The sequence below is a fragment of the Kitasatospora sp. NBC_01246 genome (assembly GCF_036226505.1).
Classification (GTDB): domain Bacteria; phylum Actinomycetota; class Actinomycetes; order Streptomycetales; family Streptomycetaceae; genus Kitasatospora.
In genome coordinates this window covers 1753183-1771828 of the sequence record NZ_CP108484.1, presented here as the reverse complement: position 1 = coordinate 1771828, position 18646 = coordinate 1753183, and the positions used below count along the sequence as shown (strand labels likewise).

Sequence of the window (18646 nt, the reverse complement as noted above, 5' to 3'; positions counted from 1 at the left end):
GCCAGGGGCGGGATCGCGTGATGGTGCATCAGCCCCGGGGCCGTCCAAAACTGTTAATAGGGGGATGATTCACGATGCGCGCGAAAGTGCGATGGTCTCGTGCTGCCCGGGGGAGGGGATGGGCGAGACGGGGGACGGTCGCGATGGCGACGGTTGCCGCGTTCTCGCTGGCGACGCCGCTGGCGGTGGCCACCGACGTCCTCGTAGGCCCCTACCGCTACACCGGCGAGATATGGTCGGCCGACCCGCTCCCCCAGCAACCGAAGGTGCCCGGGGGGCCGGTGGGCGCGGCGCGCCCCGCCCCGAAGCCGGCCGTTCCGAAGGGCGCCCGGGAGCTCCGGACGCACACCCCGGAGGCGGCCCGCTGGCCCGGCGGCTCCACCGCCACCGTCGACCTCGGCGGTTCGCCGGCCACCGGGCGCCTGAAGGCGGGCGGTACCCCGGTCTCGGTGTCCGCCGTCCCGACCTCGGCGCTCGGCCCGCGGTCCGGGCGCCTGATCGCCCCGGTCGCCCCGGTCGCGCCGCTCTCCTCGGTCGAGGTCCGGCTGGCCGACCGGAGCGGCGCCAAGGCCGCCGGCGTCGACGGGCTCCTGGTCGGACTGGCCCGCGGTGACGGCAGGCCGGGAGTGGGCGGCGTCTCGGTGTCGCTCGACTACAGCTCCATCGAGCAGGCGTACGGCGGCGGTTGGGCCTCCCGGCTGCGGCTGGTCGCGCTGCCGGGCTGTGCACTGACGACGCCGCAGCGCGCGGAGTGCCGCCGGCAGACGCCGATCGAGTTCACCAACGACCCGCGGGCCCGGACGCTGTCGGGTACGGTCGCGGTCGCCTCCGACGTGCGGACCGGTACGAGCGGCTTCGCCGCCGCGTCGTCGGCCGCGCGCTCGGCCGGCGCCACCATGGCGGTCGCGGCGGTCGCCGGCTCCGGCGGCTCGCAGGGCGACTACGGGGCGACCTCGCTGTCCGCCTCGGGCGCCTGGACGGCCTCCGCCTCCGGCGCGTTCACCTACGCCTACCCGATCACCGTGCCGCCGTCGCTCGGCGGCGCCGCGCCCGCGGTCACCCTCGCCTACGACTCGCAGTCGGTGGACGGCGAGACCTCGGCCCGCAACTCGCAGTCCTCGTGGATCGGTGACGGCTGGGGCTACAGCCCGGGCTTCATCGAGCGCTCCTACAAGGCGTGCAAGGACCAGGGCATCGAGGACTCCGGGGACGAGTGCTGGGGCGGCTGGAACGCCACGATCTCGCTCGGCTCGCACACCGGCGAGCTGCTCCGGGACTCCTCGGGCGGCTACCGGCTGCAGAACGACGACGGCACGAGGATCGAGCGGCTGACCGGGGCCACCAACGGCCTCTGGCAGGGTGAGTACTTCAAGGTCACCACCACCGACGGCACCGCGTACTACCTGGGCCTGAACCACGCGCCGGGCACCACGTCGGACACGGCGACCAACAGCGCCTGGGGCGTGCCGGTCTACCACCCGAAGGCGGAGGACCCGTGCCACGACTCCGCCGACGGCAATGACTCGCGGTGCGACCAGCTGGTCGGCTACCGGTTCAACCTCGACTTCGCCGTGGACCCGCACGGCAACGTCCAGCGCTACGACTGGTCGACCGAGTCCAACTACTACAACATGGGCTACGGCCAGGTCGCCAAGGACGACAAGGGCGGCACCCTCACCCAGTACACCCGGGGCGGCCGCCTCACCCAGATCTCCTACGGCTACCAGCTGACGGACGCGCAGGCCGGCCGCGAGCCCGCCGCCAAGGTCGTGTTCAACGCGGCGCAGCGCTGCACGACCTCCGACAGCGTCTGCACCCTCGACAACCTGTCGCGGGACACCGCGACCAACTGGCCGGACACGCCGTACGACCTGACCTGCCTCGCCACCGACAAGAACAAGGTCGAGGACGACGACACCGACGGGGTCTGCCTCACCGGCGGACCGACCTTCTGGTCGACCTTCCGGCTGAAGTCGGTGGACACCAAGGTCCGTACCGGATCCGGCTGGCAGGACGTCGACAGCTTCGAGCTGAAGCAGGTCTTCTCCGATGCCGGCGGCACCTACGACCCGGTCACCGGCAAGACCCAGGACCCGACGAACGCCGGCGCGCTGCAGTCCGTGATGTGGCTCTCCGAGATCGTCCACACCGGCCGGGACACCTCCGCCGGCGGCGGCGGCCCGCTCACCCTCGACCCGGTCACCTTCACCGGCATCGAGATGGACAACCGGGTCGACGGCCTCTCTCCGGCCGCCCCGCCGCTGTTCCACCCGCGCGTCTCCAGCATCCAGACCGAGACCGGCGAATCCGTCGCGGTCACCTACCGGGCGCCGGAGTGCTCGCGCGAGAAGAACACCATGCCGGCCTCGGCCGACGCCAACACCATGGCCTGCTACCCGGTCTGGTGGACGACGCCCGGCGGGAAGGACCCGATCGAGGACTGGTTCCACAAGACCCTGGTCGCCCAGGTCACCGACAGCGACCGGACCAAGGCCGGCTCGCCGGCCAAGGTGACCAACTACGCCTACAGCGACGGCGCCGCCTGGCACCGTGACGACTCCGACCTGACCGACGACCAGCACCGCACCTGGAACCAGTTCCGGGGCTACCGCACCGTCACCACCACCACCGGCGCCGCCCCGGACCCGATCACCCAGAGCGTCGTCTCCTACCTCCAGGGCATGGACGGCGACTACAAGGCGGACGGGACCAGGCGCACCGTCAAGGTGCGGAACTCGCTCAACGAGGAGATCACCGACAACCCCTGGTCGGCCGGTGCCCCCTACGAGACGCAGACCTTCACCAAGGCCGGCGGCAGCGTCGTCGCCAAGACGCTGGCCGACCCGCCGACGGTCGCCGAGACCGCCAGTGCCGCCCGGACGGCCTGGACCTCGGAGGACCCCGCACCCGCGAAGCTGTCCACGCTCCCCGACCTGAAGGCCCACCAGGTCCGTTCGACCTCGGCCCGTTCGCTGGGCCTGCTGTCCGACGGCTCGTGGCGGACCGTGCAGACCGTGACCACCATGGACGACCTCGGCCGGGTCCACCAGGTCGACGAGAAGGGCGACCTGGCGGCCTCGGGGCAGCAGACCTGCACCACCACCGAATACGCCCCGGCACCCGCCGCCAATCCGATGATGCTGATCTACCCGAGCGAGGTCCTCACCGTCGCCGGGCCGTGCGGCACCACACCCGGCGGGACCACCACGCTCTACGGCAAGCGCTTCTTCTACGACGGCGCCGCCGGAGTGCCGGACCCGGCCGCCTACGGCGTGCTCGGCCGCAACGGCAGCTCGCTCGGCCTGGTGACCGGCACCCAGTCCATCAAGTCGTACACCGCCCCCGGGCAGCCGTCCTACCAGTCGCTCGGCGGGCTGGAGTACGACAAGTACGGCCGCGTCACCAAGACGGTGGACGCGGTGGGTGCCGCGACCACGACCGCCTACCTCCCGGCCGACGGCGTCCTCCCGGACTCGCTGTCGACCAGGAACCCGTTGGGCTGGGTGGCCACCAGCACGATCTCGGTGGCGCGCGGCGCCGTCACGCACGCCGTCGACGTCAACGGCCGGATCACCGACGTCGAGTTCGACGCGCTCGGCCGCCGCACCAAGGTGTGGACGCCGGGCCGCAGCAAGGCGACCCAGAGCCCCGACCGCAAGTTCGGCTACGACGTGCACGGTGCCGGCGACAAGCCGGACCCCTCCGCCGTCACCACCGAGACCCTGCGCGAGAACGGCTCGTACAACAAGTCCGTCACCTACTACGACGGGCTGCTGAGGCCGCGGCAGAGCCAGACCACGACCGCGGACAACTCCGCCGGGCGCCTCGTGTCGTCGAGCTTCTACGACTCGCACGGCTGGGCCGTCTCCAACATCGCCCCCTACACCGACGCCGCGCACGAGGCGGGCACCGGCATGTGGGCGGAGACCAACAACACCGGCCCGTCGGTGACCAGGACCGCCTACGACGGACAGGGCAGGCCGGTCTCGGTCCAGCAGGTCTCGTTCGCCAGCACCCTGTGGCAGTCCGGCACGTCCTACCCGGGTGCCGACCGCGTCGACACCACGGTCGGTGCGGCGCGCACGACGACCTACACCGACGGCCTCGGCCGCACCACCTCGACCGTCGTGCACGACGACACCCCCGACCGGAAGCTGACCGCCGGCACGGTGATCGCCTCGGGCACGTCGGTGGTGTCCAAGAGCGTCCGGCTGGCGATGCGGGCGGACGGGAACCTGGTGCTGACCGGGCTCGCCGACGGCCGGACGCTCTGGTCCTCGGGCACGTCCGGCAACCCGGGCGCCGTGGCGGTCATGCAGGCCGACGGCGACTTCGTGGTCCAGAACGCGACCAGGACGGCGCGGCTCTGGAGGAGCGGCACGACCGGTGCCACCGGCGCCTACCTCATGGTCCGGGGCGACGGCGTGGTCGCGGTGTCCAACGCGTCCAACGCGGTCGTCTGGTCCACCGGGCCCGTCGGCGCCGTCGGCAGCGCCGACGTCACCACCAGCTACACCTTCGACGCCAGGGGCGACGTCGCGTCGGTCAAGGACACCGCCGGCAACGTCTGGAGCTACACCTACGACCTGCGCGGTCAGCTGGTGTCGCAGACCGACCCCGACAGCGGCACCTCGGTCAAGGAGTACGACGACCTCGGCCGGCTCGCCAGGGCGCGGGACGGCCGGGGCCAGTGGCTGTCGTACGTCTACGACGGCATGGGCCGCACCACCGCGAAGTACGCGGGGACCAGCACCACCGACCAGACGAAGCTGCTCGCCGAGTGGAGCTTCGACGCCAAGGCCAAGGGCTACCCCGACGCCACGACGCGGTACGTCAACGGCCGCGCCGGCGACGCCTACGTCACCCGGATCGACGGGTACACGACCGCGTACCAGCCGACCGGCAGCACGGTGACCGTCCCGGTGGGCGAGGGCAAGCTCGCCGGCACGTACACCACGGCCGCGAGCTACACCGACACCGTCGGCCTGCTCGGCTCGACGACCTTCGGGGCCGCGGGCGGTCTGGCCGAGGAGACCGTCGGCTTCGGCTACAACCTGCAGGGCGGCCTGGTCTCCATGGGCTCGCCGACCACCCCCTACGTCAACACCACCAGCTACAGCCCGCTCGGCCAGGTCCTGCAGACCACCATCGGCACCCCGACCAAGCAGCTGCGCACCGCGCAGACCTACGACCAGGTCACCGGCCGGCTGGCCACCAACCGGGTCACCCTGCAGAACAACACCGTCAACCCGATCTCCGACACCACCTACGGCTACGACCAGGTGGGCAACCTCACCACCGTCTCCGAGACCCAGTCCTCGGGCGGTGCCGACCGGGTCACCGACACCCAGTGCTTCAGCTACGACGCACTGCGCCGGCTGACCACCGCCTGGACCGACACGAAGGGGATCACCAGCCCGACGGCCGGGCAGCTCGCCGCCTGCAAGACCAGCACGCCCGGTCCCTCGACCATCGGCGGCCCGGCCCCGTACTGGACCGACTGGCAGTACGACCTGCTCGGTGACCGCACGCTCCAGGTCAAGCACGACGTGACCGGCAACGCGGCCAAGGACACCACGCAGTCCAGCAGCTACCCGGTGGCCGGCGCGACGCCGACCACCCGGCCGAACGCGGCGACCGGGATCGTCACCTCGAACCCGACGACCGGCACCAGCACGCTCACCCCGACGTACGACAACGCGGGCAACACCACCAGGCGGGTCGGTACCGGAGCGGCGCCGCTCGACCAGGTCATCAGCTACGACGCCGAGGGCGCGACCTCCGGCATCACCACCGACGGGAAGGAGACCACCTACCTCTACGACGCCGACGGCGCGCTGCTCCTCCAGCGCGGGCCCACCAGCACCACGCTCTACCTGTTCGGCGGCACGGAGCAGCTCACCCTCGACAAGGCCACCAAGGCCGTCAGCGCCCTGCGGTACTACAGCTGCCCCGACGGCACGACCATCGTCCGGGCGAGCAACGGCACCATCAGCTACCAGCCGACCAATCCGCAGGGCACCGCCCAGCTCCAGGTCGACGCGAAGACGCTGGCGATCACCCGCCGGGCCTACGACCCGTACGGCAACCAGCGCGGTCCCGCCCCGGCCTCCTGGGCGGACAACCACGGCTTCCTGGGCAAGCCGGCCGATCCGACGACCGGCCTGGACCTCCTCGGCGCCCGCCAGTACGACCCGGTGCTCGGCCGCTTCCTGTCGGTGGACCCGGTCTTCGAGGCCGGCGATCCCAACCAGATGGGCGGCTACACCTACGCCGCGAACAACCCGGTCTCGGGCAGCGACCCGACCGGTCTGTGGTGGAGCCTCGACGACATCGGGGGCTTCTTCACCGGCGTCGGCGACTCCGTCGTCGGCGACCCGTGGCAGTGGAGCGTCAACACCCTCTCGGACGGGTGGAACGCCGCCGCGGACTGCTACAACGGGGACAACGAGGTCTTCAACGAGATCTTCGACTACGAGAACGACACCCCGTACAAGCTGGGCCACACCGGTTACGTCGACGACGACCCGCTGGCCGAGCTGTTCGACACCGACTCCAGCTCCACCGCCTACGTCGCCGGTCAGTGGACCGGCACCATCGGCTCGCTGGCCATCGACGGCGTCGGCCTCGTCAAGGGCACCATCTGGGGCTTCAAGAGCGCCAAGGCCATCAAGCTCGCGATGTCGGAGGGCGACGGCTTCATCAGCGCGGTCCGGAAGTTCGTGGACGGCGACCTGCCGACCACGACCGCCCCGCAGGCGGAACCCGCGCCCACCACACCGAAGACGGAGGGCCCCAGCAACCCGAAGTCGGGCACCGGCAAGGAGCCCGGCGAACCCGGCGGCGGGGGCAAGGCCGACAAGGCGCCCGAGGGCGGGAAGGGCTCCGGCGACGGCGGCGGCGGGGAGCCCGCCGCGACCGGAGACACGCCCACCGGCACCGGCGGCACGCCGGGCGGAGGCGGCACCTCGGCCGCCGCGACCGGCGGGGGGTCCGAGGCGGCGGCCCGGACCGGCGTCAGCATCAAGTCGGTGCGGATCGCCCTCGGCCGGGCCGGGATGAGCGTCAAGGGGTACGACATCGTCCACGTCCCGAAGATCGAGCACCCCAACTCCGTCGCCCTCGGCAGCAGCCCCTTCACCGGGAAGGGCAACGGGAACGCGCTGCGGGTCGCCGTCGTCGGGCCGAACAAGCTCCCGCTGATCGAGATCAGTACGGAGGGGCTGCGGGACATGGAGACGGCCCTCAGGACGATCCTCCACGAGCTCTACCATCACAAGAACGGCCACCTGCCCGACATGGAGGCCCAGGCCGAGGCCTACGCGGACAAGCGCTACGCCGAGTACCTCCGCCGGACGAAGGGGAGGAAGTAGGAGAGCAGTGGGAGCACCGGAATGAAGTCCTACATCGACAGTGAGATCCGTCAGCTGGCGACCCAGCCGAACTTCGTCGACGACCAGTCGGAGAAGGAGTGCCCGGTCTGCCGGAAGGTCGCGGTGCGCAGCTACGTCTACGAGGGCAGCAGGGCGGGCCGCCCGGTGCTGTTCTGGCGGACGTGGTGCCACGCGTGCCGCCGGATGTGCAGCTCCGTCGGCGTCAAGCCGAAGAAGCTCGCGTTCGACGACCCGTTCGCCCGGATGACCGCGGACGAGCGGCGCGTGGTCTCCGCCGATTCCGACGGCTTCTTCGAGCGCCTCGACCAGCTGTGGCGCAAGGGGACGCTTCCCCAGCGGTTCCACCGCGCCTCCTGAGCGCGGTCCCCCGCCCGGGGGCCGGTACCCGACGTCGGCCTCCAGGACCCCCCACGGGTCCTGGAGGCCGACGTCGTTCTCGGGGCGGGGGCGTTCTCCGGGGGGCGTCAGAGCAGGGTGCTCCAGTAGGACCAGAACCGGTTGAGGACCAGCAGGGCGATCACCGCGGCCCACAGCACCGGCAGGGCCCAGTGGTAGCGGGCGGCCTCGCGGACCACCGGTCGCAGCCGGGGACCGACGGGTATCACCCCGGAGCGCAGGTTGTGCAGCGTGGTGTACCAGCAGAGCGGCACCACCGTGGCCCAGACCACCACGCAGTACGGGCAGAGCGCGCCGATGTCGTACAGCGCCTGGTCGATCAGCCAGTGCACGAAGACCACGCCGGCCAGGGTGCCGGCCTGCAGGGCCAGCCAGAACCAGCGCCGGTAGGCGGCGCCGGCCAGCAGCCCGGCGCCGACCGCGGCGACGGCACCGAAGGCGGCCAGGCCGAGCAGCGGGTTCGGGAAGCCGAAGACCTCCGCCTGCTCGGTGCGCATCACCGACCCGCAGCTGATCACCGGGTTGATGTTGCAACTGGGGACGTAGGACGGGTTCTCCAGGAGGCGGAGCTTGTCGAAGGTGAGGACGGCCGAGGCGGCGAGGCCGAGGAGTCCGCCGAGGAACACGAACAGGGCGAACGCCCGGCCGGCGCCGATCGGCGTGCCGTGCGGCGGGGAGGCGGCGGAGCGGGAGCGGGGCGGGTTCACGGCAGTCGGGGCGGTCATCGCGGAGCACTCCGGTGGGTGTGAAGGGCCGGCCCGGCCGGGTGGTCGGCCGGGCCGGTGGTGCTCACTGCAAGCCCGCGGCCTGCTTCACCTGGGCGGTGAACTGCTCCGGCGTGGTGGCGCGGTTCCCGCTGAACAGGGTGATCGGCTTGCCGTCCAGCTTGACCGTCGGCGTGCCCGTCACCCCGCTGTCGTTGAAGGCGTCCGCGACCTTCTTCGCCCACGGGGCGTAGGTGCGGTCGGTCACCGCCTTGACGAAGGCGTCCGTCTTCAGACCGGGCACCTGGCCGGCCAGGTCCAGCAGGTGGTTGACGTCGCCGAAGCCGTCCTCGCGCTCGTCGGGCTGGTTGGCGTACAGCACGTCGTGGAACTGCTTGAACTTGTCGACGCCCTCGTTGAGCGCCGCGCCGACGGCTGCGAGCGCGGTGCGCGAGCCCTTGCCGCCGAGGTTCTTGTCGAGGAACGCCGCCAGGTGGTACTCCACCCTGACGGTGCCGTCGTCCGCCAGCTTCCTGACGGTGTCGCCGTTGGTCGCCTCGAAGCTCTTGCAGACCGGGCAGCGGAAGTCCTCGAACACCTGGAGGGTGTGGGCGGCGTCCGGCTTGCCGTACACGATCACGGTGCCGTCGGGGCCGGTGGTGTTGGCCGGGACGACCAGCGCGGTCGGGTCGGCGGCGGCGGACGCGCTGGACGGGTCGTCGCCGCCCGCCGCGTTGATCGCCAGCGCGGTACCGCCGGCCAGGGCGAGGACGGCGACGATCGAGACGCCGACGACGATCCGCTGCCGGCGCTTGGCGGCGGCGCGCTCGCGCAGCTGCGCCTCCTGGATCCGCTCGCGGGCGCTGACGCGCTGGGACTGCTTACGGGCGGGCTGTTCGGTGGGCTGGGCCATGATGGGTCAACTCCTGGACACGGCGCGCGACATGCGCTTCCTGGGTGGCCGCCTCGGCGCGGCACGGAAGGCCGCGGGCACGAGGGGGCCGGGTCGGTGGACTCGGGAGTCGGCGCGCTGCCTGCGAGTGCCGGGCGGTGGCCCGGGGCCGGCCCGGCCGGCGGGGTCCGCGGGCCGGGAGCCCTACGGACCGGCGTGAAGCCGGACGGGGGTGTCAGCAGGCAGGCGCGAAGGCCGGCGGACCGCGTCGCGGCGCCGGGCTGAGCACCACGGCCTCGCGGAGCGGCCGGGGGCGGTCCGAGACCGGCAGCGGCACCCGCCGCACCGGCCGCAGCGGTACCGGCGCCAGCAGCAGGAGCAGCGCCCGCAGCGGGGCCGCGACCGCGTGGCGCAGGGCGCGCAGCGCCCGGGCCAGACCGGACAGGGCGGCGTCGCCCAGCCGCAGCCAGACGGCGGCGGCCAGCGCGACCAGCAGATGGGCCAGCAGGACCAGCAGCTGGGTGGCGGCGGGCGCGACCGGCCCGGTGTGCCCCAGGGGCCCCGAGAACAGCGAGCCGTCCACCGAACCGCCGCCGCAGACCAGCAGGTTCATCCCGCGGGCGGGGGCGTGTCCGGCGCCCAGGACCGGGCCGCAGCCGGCCTGGCCCAGGTTGAAGGTGGTGTTGAGCAGCAGCTCGACCGGGACCAGCACGGCGGAGATGTGCAGCAGCCGCCGCTCCCGGCCGGCCAGCGCGGTCGCGACCAGGAAGACGATGACGGTCACGGCGGCGACCAGGGCGAGCGGCAGCGGACGACCGGTGATGACGACCTGGCCCAGCGCGGACAGCGGCACGGCGAGCGCGGTGAACACCGCGGCCCGCAGGGCCCTGGTCGCAGGGGTGGAAGTCGTCATGCCCCGGAGTATGCCACGACGCTTACACGCCGCACGAGGGTGCGTCGGCGGGTGAGCGGCGACCGGCGAACAGATGGACCGTCATCGGTCGTTCGTTTGCGGTACGGGGGTGGTGGGTTCACCGGTGGGATGGGTTTGGGCGCCGGAGCCGGGGTGAGCGGGCGTCAGGGGCTGCCGCCGGAGGGGGCGGCGCTCCGACAATCGGGCGATGGACCACGCCACCGGCGCGGCGCACCCGCGTCCGCCCGCCGCCGCCGAGGCGCACTCTCCGGTGCAGGGGCCGCCCCGGCCGTCGGCGCCGGTGCCGGCCCCTCCCGCCCTCGTGCCCGCTCCGCTGCCCTGGCCTCCTTCGCTCCCTTCCCCGCCACCGTTCTGGCCTCCGGTGCTTCCCGTGCCACCCGTGCCGCCGTTCAGCCACCTGCCGCCGATCCACTGTCCGGTACCGGGGCACCCGCCTTCGGCCACACCTTCGCCCGCGCCGTCGGCTCCGGGATCCGCCCAGCCCGTGCCGCCGGTCCCGATGTCGGCCGCCCCGACGCCGCCCGCCCCGACCCGGTCCGCCGTGCCCGGGCCGGCGGCCGCGGAGACCGCCGCCGCGCAGCACCCGGCGGTCGCCCCGGCGACCGTGGCCACCGTCACCCCGACCCCGCGGCCGGTTCCCACCCCGGCTCCCGCCCCGCCTCCCGCTCCGGTCCTCGCCCCGCCCCCGAGCCCGTCCGCGACGGTCGCGGTCGTCGCCGCGCCCCCGCCCCCGGCCGGCGGGCCCGCGCCGCCCGCCCTCGAACCGACCGTCTGGGCCACCGTCATGATCCTCGCCGTGCTGGTCCCGGCCGCGCTGGCCGCGGTCCTCGGCCACCACCCCCCGACCTCCAGGAGCCGCAGGTGAACCCTGGCCCCCTGCTCAGCGCCGTCGCGGCCGTGACGGTCGCGATGACCGCACTCGCCGTCGCCCACCGGCTGCGCCCCGCCCTCCCCGAGGGCGAGGATCCGCCCGAGCCGCACCCCGCCCTGGCCAGCATCGGCTCCGGGCTGCTCTCGGGGTTCATCCTGCTCACCGGCTTCCTGGTGGCCACCGGCTGGGCCGCCCGCTCCACCGGGGTGGTCCCGCCCGGCGGCCTCTACATCGCCGACCTGGCCGCGGGCACCGCCGTCCTGCTCTTCCCCTCGCTGTCCGGGCTGCCCTTCACCGCGCGGCACGCCACCGCGGTCTGCTTCTTCGCCGCGCTCGTCGGCTACACGATGTCGCTGGCGGTCCAACTGAGGCCCTGAGTCCGGTTCGGCCGGTTCCCGCCCCCCGGACGGGCCCGGGCCCCGTGCCCGTCCGGGGGCCGCGGGCCAGCCTGGAAGGCGTCCCGCCGACCCCGACGTGAGGGGGTGAACGCGCATGGCCGCACACGAAACCACCGCGGGTGCGGTGGTGCTCCACCGGATCGGGGTGCAGGCCGCGGTGCTCGCCGGGCTGGACGGCGCCGTCCGGGCGGCCGGGCCGGACGCGGTGGTGGCCGCGGCGGCGCTCCGGGAGCGGGCGGCCGGGTCCGGCAACGTGTTCGGGTACGGCGTGCTGTACGGGCCGGAGTTGGCGGCCGCGGAGGTGGCGCGCGCGGCCCTCGGCCCAGCGGGTGGCGGTGTGGGCGCGGGCGTCCGGCCGGGAGCCGGCGCGGTTCGGCTGACGGGCCGCTATGGAGCGGGTGCTCGACCGGGTTCCCGTCGCCGACCGGGCAACCTCCTTTGACCGGGTTCCCCTCACCGACCGGTCGACCGTCCGGTCGGGGCCGGAGCGTCCGGCGCGGCGGTCACCGGAGCTCCGGCCCGCCGCGCCGGTCGGTCACTTCTGACGGTTGGTCAACTGCGCCATCAGCGTGAGGACGGCGAAGCCGAGGATGACCGCGAGGCCGGGGTAGAACATCGACAGCTCGGTGCCGGGCATGATGACCGCGGTCACGACGGCGAGGCCGAAGGCGCCGCCGACCTGCAGCGAACTGTTGAGCAGCCCGGCGGCGAGCCCCTGCTCCTCGTCCGCGACGCCGTTGGTGCCCGCGACCATGAGCGTCGCGATGCTGAGCGCGAAGCCCACGCCCCACAGTACGGAGGCGGGCAACAGCACGCGCCAGAGGTCGGGTTCGGGGCCGATGAAGAGCATCAGCAGGTAGCAGGGGAGGAAGGCGACCAGCCCGACCATCAGGATCTTGGTCACGCCGAACCGCTCCATCAGCGCGCCGAGCTTGGGACCGATGATGACCACCATGAGGCCGGCCGGCAGCAGGACCAGGGCCATCTGCCACGGCCGCCAGCCCTGGAGGTCCTGGAGGTAGAGGGCGAGCAGGAACTGGAAGCCCATCGCGCCGCCGTACAGCAGGGCGATGCTGACGTTGGCGCTCACCAGGCTGCGGTTGCGGAAGATGGCGAGCCGGATCAGCGGCTCCTTCACGCTGCGCTCGATCACCAGGAAGGCGGCCAACAGGGCGGCCGACAGGGCGAATCCGCCGATCGTCCGCACCGAGCCCCAGCCGGCCTCGGCGGCGGAGACCACGGTGAAGACCAGCAGGAGGGTGCCGGCGAGCAGGGTCGCGGCGCCGCCGATGTCGAGTCGCGGCCGTTCGGTGCGCGGCGGGTCCGGCGGCAGGAAGCGCAGGGCGCCGATCAGCAGCAGCACGGAGAGCGGGATCGGCAGGATGAAGATGGACCGCCAGCTCAGGCCCGCGAGCAGGCCGCCGACCAGCAGGCCGGAGGAGTAGCCGGACGCCTCGAAGACGTTGAAGATGCCGAACGCCTTGTTGCGCTGGGGCCCTTCGGGGAACGTCGTGGTCAGCAGCGACATCGCGGCCGGGGCGGCGAAGCCCGCCGCCATGCCCTTGACGAAGCGCGAGACGATCAGCAGGACCGAGCTGTCGGCGAGCGCGCCGAACAGCGAGACGACCGCGAACGCGGCCATCGCGATCACCAGCACCCGGCGTCGGCCGAACAGGTCGGCGACCCGCCCGCCCAGCAGCAGGAAGCTGCCGAAGGCCAGGATGTAGGCGCCGACCAGCCACTGGGCGGTGGCCGCGGTCATCCCGAGCTCGTTCTGGATCTCGGGGATGGTCACCACGATCATCGAGATGTCGAGCCCGTCGAGCAGGATCACGCCGCTGAAGATCAGCAGCGACACCCATAACCGTGCCGACCAGCGCAGGGAGTCCTGCTGGACCTCCGGTGCTGCCGTCTCGGACGGCGCCTCGGGTGCTGCCAAGGCGTCGCCTCCCGTCCGGTGTTCACTCGGAGCCGAGCTGCCTGACATGGGCACATCCCTCCCACTAGAATGATCTTGAGCGCGCTCAACCCGCGTCCGCGATAATTGTCTACGCGCTATATTGCATAAGCTTGATGCTGCCCTAAGTAACCAGACCTGCGCAAGGCGAACACGGCAAGCGTGTCAACTACGGCTCTCCGGGCCCGGTCGGCGGCCATGGACGGCGGTCATCGACGGCGGCGCGCGGTCGGCTCATTCGACCGCGTCGCATGCGCCCGCTCCGCGGTGCGGTGCGCCGGAAGTTCCCGCCGGCCGACCCGGTCCGACGGCAACAAGACCGCAGGCGAAGGACTTTGTGCGGGCCCGGGGGAACTCGGCGTACGGGGCCCGGCAAACGGCCGACCTGACAGATCGTCGTTCGTTTGTTCAGGAACCCGGTTCGGCTCTGGTTAGCATCGGGGCACGAACTCGGAGCAATGGACGGAGCGTCCGGGAGACGAGTGTGCCGTCGTCGGCGTGCAGGCCGACCAGCACCGGTCCTTCGAATAACAGCCACGGCAGTCTGCCGGCGATGCGATGCGGAGACCCAGAATGCGGCTTGCGCAAACGTTAGCAAAAGTCATGCAGCGCCACACGGACCGGCCCGCAATCGGTGAACGCGCGAAGGAGTTCGTGCGGGACGCCGACACCGGCCGCGTTTCGCTCCGCCTCCTGGCGCACTACGAAACGACCAGTTACAGCGAACTCTGGGGGCGGGTCCGCGCGGTGGCCGCGGAATGGCACCGGCACCCGGAGCATCCGCTGGAACCGGGCGAGCGGATCGCCCTGCTCGGCTTCGCCAGCGGCGACTACGCGGTGGTCGACCTCGCCTGCAACTACCTCGGCGTGGTCAGCGTCCCGCTGCAGACCAGCGCCCCGCTGGCGCAACTCGCCTCGATCGTCGAGGAGACCGAGCCCTTCGTCGTCGCGGCGAGCATCGAGCGGCTGCACGTCGCGGTCGAACTGCTGCTGGCTAACCCCTCGGCCCGCCGGCTGGTGGTCTTCGACTACCACCCGGACGTCACCGACCAGTTCGAGAAGTTCACCGCCGCGCGCGAGCGCCTGGCAGAGGCCGGCCGCGAGGTGGCGATCGACACCCTGGCGGACGTCGTCGGCCGCGGATCCGCGCTGCCCGACGCGCCGTTGTTCGTCCCCGAGGACGGCGACGACCCGCTGGCCATGCTGATCTACACCTCGGGCAGCACCGGAACGCCCAAGGGCGCGGTGTACACCGACACCCTGCTGAGCGCGATGTGGGGCGGGGCCTGGTCGAAGCTGTTCTCCGACCTCCTCGCGATCAACATCAACTACATGCCGATGAGCCATGTCGCCGGGCACTCGTCGCTGAAGAACACCCTCGCCCGCAGCGGGATCAGCTACTTCACGGCCAGCAGCGACATGTCGACCTTCTTCGAGGACATCGCACTGGTCCGGCCCACCGAACTGTCGCTGGTGCCACGGGTCTGCGAGATGCTCTACCAGAAGTACCAGAGCGAGCTGGACCGGCGGGAGCTCGCCGGCGCCGACCGGCGGGCGGTCGAGGCCGAGGTCCTGGCCGAGCTGCGGGAGAACCTCCTGGGCGGCCGGCTCGCCTGGGCCAGCTGCGGCTCCGCCCCGCTCTCGGCCGAACTACGGGTCTTCGTCGAGGCCTTGCTGGGCTTCGAGCTGACCATCATCTACGGCTCCACCGAGGCCGCCGCCGTCTCCGTCGACGACAAGCTGCTCCGCCCACCGGTGATCGACTACAAGCTGGCCGACGTGCCCGAACTCGGCTACTACAGGACCGACTCACCGCACCCGCGGGGGGAGTTGCTGCTGAAGTCCGAGGCCGTCGTGCCCGGCTACTACAAGCAGCCCGAGCTGTCGGCGGAGATCATCGACGAGGACGGCTACTACCGGACCGGCGACATCGTCGCGGAGCTCGGGCCGGACCGGTTCACCATCCTGGACCGCCGCAAGAGCGTGCTGAAGCTCTCCCAGGGCGAGTTCGTGGCGACCGCGCGACTGGAGTCCGAGTTCGCGGCGAGCCCGCTGGTCCGGCAGATCTTCGTGTACGGCAACAGCGAGCGGTCCTATCTGCTGGCCGTGGTCGTGCCCACGCCGGCCGCCCTCGACCAGTTCGGCGATGACCGGGAACACCTCCGCCAGCTGCTGAGCGAATCGTTTCAGCAGATCGCCCGCGAGGCCGGACTGAACTCCTACGAGATCCCGCGCGACGTCCTGATCGAGGCCGAGCCCTTCGACCAGGCGAACGGCCTGCTCTCGGACCACCGCAAGCTGCTGCGGCCCCGGCTCCAGGAACGCTACGGCCGCGAACTGGAGGAGCTGTACGCCGACATAGCCGCCCGGGAGAGCCGGGAGCTGCTGGAGCTGCGCCGTACGGGCGCCGACCGGCCGGTGCTGGAGACGGTCCAGCGGGCCACCCGGGCGCTGCTCGCGGGCTCCACCGTCGAGGTCGGCCCCGCCGCGCGCTTCCGGGAGATCGGCGGGGACTCGCTGACCGCCGTCTCCTTCTCCAACCTGCTCCACGACATCTTCGGCGTACGGGTCCCCGTCGACACCGTCATCAGCCCCGCCTACGACCTGCGTCAACTGGCCGGCTACATCGAGACCAAGCGCGCGACGGGCCTGCGGGGGGTCACCTTCGCCTCGGTGCACGGCGAGGACGGCACGCGGGTCCGCGCCGGGGACCTCACGCTGGACAAGTTCCTCGACGACCGGACCATCGCCGACGCCCGGACCCTGCCGCAGCCTTCGGGCGAGCCCCGGACGGTGCTGCTGACCGGCGCGAGCGGCTACCTCGGCCACTTCCTCTGCCTGGAGTGGCTGGAGCGGCTGGCCCCGGTCGGCGGGACGGTGATCTGCGTGGTGCGCGGGCGGGACGCGGACGCGGCCCGCGGGCGCCTCGACGAGGCCTTCGTCAGCGGCGACGACGAACTGGTGCGCCGCTACCGGGAGCTGGCCGACGGGCACCTGGAAGTCCTGGCGGGCGACATCGCGGAGCCGCGGCTGGGCCTGGACGACACGACCTGGAAGCGGCTCTCCGAGGAGGTGGACGTGATCGTCCACGCCGGCGCCCTGGTGAACCACGTCCTCCCGTACCACCACCTGTTCGAGGCGAACGTCGTCGGCACGGCCGAGCTGATCCGGCTGGGGCTCACCGGCCGGATCAAGCCCTTCACCTACATCTCCAGCGTGGCGGTCGCCACCTCCCGGGCCGGCGGGGCGCTGGACGAGGACTCGGACGTCAGGACCGCCCTCCCGGTGCAGCAGACCGACGAGGGCTACGCGGGCGGTTACGCGACCAGCAAGTGGGCCGGCGAGGTCCTGCTGCGCGAGGCGCACGACCGGTGCGGACTCCCGGTCACCACGTTCCGGTCCAACATGATCCTCGCGCACAGCCGCTACGCCGGGCAGCTGAACGTCCCGGACCAGTTCACCCGGCTGCTGCTCAGCGTGATCGCCACCGGCATCGCGCCGCACTCCTTCTACCGCACCGACGACCGGGGGAACCGCCGGCGGGCGCACTACGACGGCCTGCCGGTGGACTTCACCGCCGCCGCGGTGGTGGCCCTGGGCGGCCAGGGCACCGAGGGCTACCGGACCTTCAGCCTGGTCAACCCGAACGACGACGGGGTGTCGCTCGACAGCTTCGTGGACTGGCTGGTCGAGGCCGGGCACCGGATCGAGCGGGTGGCCGACTACGACGACTGGTTCGTCCGGTTCGAGGCCGCGATGCGGGCCCTGCCCGAGGGGCAGCGACAGCACTCGGCGCTGCCGCTGGTCCACGCGTTCAAGCGGCCGGAGGAGGCGGTGCCCGGGTCGGTCATCCCCTCCGACCGGTTCCGGGCCGCCGTCCGGGCCGCCGGGATCGGACCGGCGCGGGACATCCCGCAGCTCTCGCCCGCCTTCATCGCCAAGTACGCCGCCGACCTGAAGCTGCTCGGCGAGCGCCTCGGCTGGTGAGACCCGCGGCCGTCGCCGCACCCCCCGGCGGTGCCGGACGGCCCGCCGCGCGAACGACCCACCGCCCATCGGACATCGACCCCTGGAGCAGAGAACCATGGAACAGACATCCGCGAAGTTCGAGGAGCGCTACGATCTCGGGCGCCGTCTCGTCGAGCAGCTGGGCCCGGTCGAGACCGAGCCGACCACCTTCGAACTCCTCGGCCTGGAGTGGGACTTGATCCCCGGCACCTACGAGCCGCGGCCGGGCACCGGCACCGAGTGGTACACCGGCGCGATCCCCTACCCGGCCGGTGGCAGCTTCCTGGAGATCGGCTGCGGGGCCGGCGTCACCGCGGTCTGGGCGGCCCTGCACGGCTGTGCGCGGGTGACCGCCACCGACATCACCGACACCGCGGTCGACAGTGCCGCCCGCAACGCCGCACGGCACGCCGTCGCCGACCGGGTCCGGGTGCTGCGCAGCGACGTGTTCGACGCGCTCGGCCCCGAGGAGCGCTTCGACACCGTCTTCTGGAACTGCAGCGTCTTCGAGGCGCCGAAGGACTTCGAGTTCAAGCAGGACGTCGAGTGGGCGATCTTCGACCGCGGCTACAGCGCCCTCGGCCGCTACCTCGCCCAGGTGCACGACCGGGTGCTGCCCGGCGGCCGGGCCCTGGTCACCTTCAACAGCTTCGGTGACGCCACCCGGATCGCCCAGCTCGCCGCCGAGGCGGGGAGCTCGCTGACGATGCTGGGCAGCGCCGACCGGCAGCTGGCGGGTGTGGACGTCACCTACAAGCTCTTCGAGATCCGCCCGCTGGAACGCTGACCGCAGGAGCGCGCACACCGCCCGCGGCGCAACCCGTACACCCGGTCGCCCGGAGGGCCGGCCCGCATTCGTCGGGCCGGCCCTCCGGGCGGTTTCGCATGCGGCCGGGGGCCGGTCGGGGTGGCCCGGGGGCCGGAATATTCCAGCGGCATGCGAATGCCGGGCGGCCGCCGGAGCGGTCGAACGAAAGGGCGAGCAATTCGAGCCGCGATAGCGCTCCGGACCATTACGTTCTGTACATGGAGGGTTGCGGGGGTGATAGGATCCGACCCGGTGCGCGTGAATGCGCGCATGCCGATCAGGCC

Annotated in this window: 10 protein-coding genes and 1 pseudogene; 7 read left to right on the top strand and 4 right to left on the bottom strand. The window is 72.4% G+C overall.

From position 1 onward, the window contains the following. Nucleotides 1–143 precede the first annotated feature (143 nt). The gene (locus OG618_RS07565; protein ID WP_329486505.1) at nucleotides 144–7373 is read left to right on the top strand and encodes an RHS repeat domain-containing protein; all 7230 of its coding nucleotides are present in this window, start codon (nucleotides 144–146) and stop codon (nucleotides 7371–7373) included. 21 nt (nucleotides 7374–7394) lie between these two features. Further along, nucleotides 7395–7751: a hypothetical protein gene (locus tag OG618_RS07560; protein WP_329486504.1), complete on the top strand. Its 357-nt coding sequence runs from the start codon at nucleotides 7395–7397 to the stop codon at nucleotides 7749–7751. Nucleotides 7752–7858: 107 nt separating this feature from the next. On the opposite strand, the gene OG618_RS07555 is transcribed toward OG618_RS07560, so the two are convergent. The 3 genes from OG618_RS07555 to OG618_RS07545 form a co-directional block, all read right to left on the bottom strand. Next, nucleotides 7859–8515: a vitamin K epoxide reductase family protein gene (locus tag OG618_RS07555; RefSeq protein ID WP_329486502.1), complete on the bottom strand. Its 657-nt coding sequence runs from the start codon at nucleotides 8513–8515 to the stop codon at nucleotides 7859–7861. 64 nt (nucleotides 8516–8579) lie between these two features. Then, nucleotides 8580–9407 (bottom strand): DsbA family protein, encoded by an 828-nt coding sequence (locus tag OG618_RS07550; RefSeq protein ID WP_329486501.1) that lies wholly within the window; start codon nucleotides 9405–9407, stop codon nucleotides 8580–8582. Between the two features lie 214 nt (nucleotides 9408–9621). Then, nucleotides 9622–10299, bottom strand: coding sequence for a hypothetical protein (locus tag OG618_RS07545; protein WP_329486500.1), 678 nt, complete (start codon nucleotides 10297–10299; stop codon nucleotides 9622–9624). A 505-nt stretch (nucleotides 10300–10804) separates the two neighbouring features. Here OG618_RS07545 and OG618_RS07540 point away from each other — a divergent pair. The 3 genes from OG618_RS07540 (at nucleotide 10805) to OG618_RS07530 (ending at nucleotide 12031) form a co-directional block, all read left to right on the top strand. Further along, a complete protein-coding gene (locus OG618_RS07540) occupies nucleotides 10805–11185 on the top strand; it encodes a hypothetical protein (RefSeq protein ID WP_329486499.1) in 381 nt (126 codons plus the stop codon). Beyond that, on the top strand, nucleotides 11182–11568 hold the full coding sequence (locus tag OG618_RS07535; protein ID WP_329486498.1) for a hypothetical protein: 387 nt from the start codon (nucleotides 11182–11184) through the stop codon (nucleotides 11566–11568). Before OG618_RS07540 ends, OG618_RS07535 begins: the two co-directional genes overlap by 4 nt. A gap of 115 nt (nucleotides 11569–11683) precedes the next feature. Beyond that, the gene (locus OG618_RS07530) at nucleotides 11684–12031 is read left to right on the top strand and encodes a hypothetical protein (protein WP_329486497.1); all 348 of its coding nucleotides are present in this window, start codon (nucleotides 11684–11686) and stop codon (nucleotides 12029–12031) included. A gap of 93 nt (nucleotides 12032–12124) precedes the next feature. Here the strand turns inward: OG618_RS07530 and OG618_RS07525 are convergent, their stop codons facing one another. Beyond that, nucleotides 12125–13528 carry an MFS transporter gene (locus tag OG618_RS07525; protein ID WP_329486496.1) on the bottom strand — a complete coding sequence of 468 codons (1404 nt, stop codon included), beginning with the start codon at nucleotides 13526–13528 and terminating at the stop codon, nucleotides 12125–12127. 564 nt (nucleotides 13529–14092) lie between these two features. On the opposite strand from OG618_RS07525, the pseudogene car reads away from it, so the two are divergent. Together car and OG618_RS07515 are read left to right on the top strand one after the other, a co-directional pair. Then, nucleotides 14093–17533: pseudogene (gene car, locus OG618_RS07520) on the top strand (carboxylic acid reductase); the annotation flags it as partial. 97 nt (nucleotides 17534–17630) lie between these two features. After that, on the top strand, nucleotides 17631–18341 hold the full coding sequence (locus OG618_RS07515) for a methyltransferase domain-containing protein (protein WP_329486495.1): 711 nt from the start codon (nucleotides 17631–17633) through the stop codon (nucleotides 18339–18341). Nucleotides 18342–18646: the final 305 nt, after the last annotated feature.

What these genes read in the sequence shown, in the direction of transcription:
- OG618_RS07565 (WP_329486505.1), top strand. Translation starts at nt 144, where the DNA reads ATGGCGACGGTTGCCGCGTTCTCGCTGGCGACGCCGCTGGCGGTGGCC.
- OG618_RS07560 (WP_329486504.1), top strand. Translation starts at nt 7,395, where the DNA reads ATGAAGTCCTACATCGACAGTGAGATCCGTCAGCTGGCGACCCAGCCG.
- OG618_RS07555 (WP_329486502.1), bottom strand. Translation starts at nt 8,515, where the DNA reads ATGACCGCCCCGACTGCCGTGAACCCGCCCCGCTCCCGCTCCGCCGCC.
- OG618_RS07550 (WP_329486501.1), bottom strand. Translation starts at nt 9,407, where the DNA reads ATGGCCCAGCCCACCGAACAGCCCGCCCGTAAGCAGTCCCAGCGCGTC.
- OG618_RS07545 (WP_329486500.1), bottom strand. Translation starts at nt 10,299, where the DNA reads ATGACGACTTCCACCCCTGCGACCAGGGCCCTGCGGGCCGCGGTGTTC.
- OG618_RS07530 (WP_329486497.1), top strand. Translation starts at nt 11,684, where the DNA reads ATGGCCGCACACGAAACCACCGCGGGTGCGGTGGTGCTCCACCGGATC.
- OG618_RS07515 (WP_329486495.1), top strand. Translation starts at nt 17,631, where the DNA reads ATGGAACAGACATCCGCGAAGTTCGAGGAGCGCTACGATCTCGGGCGC.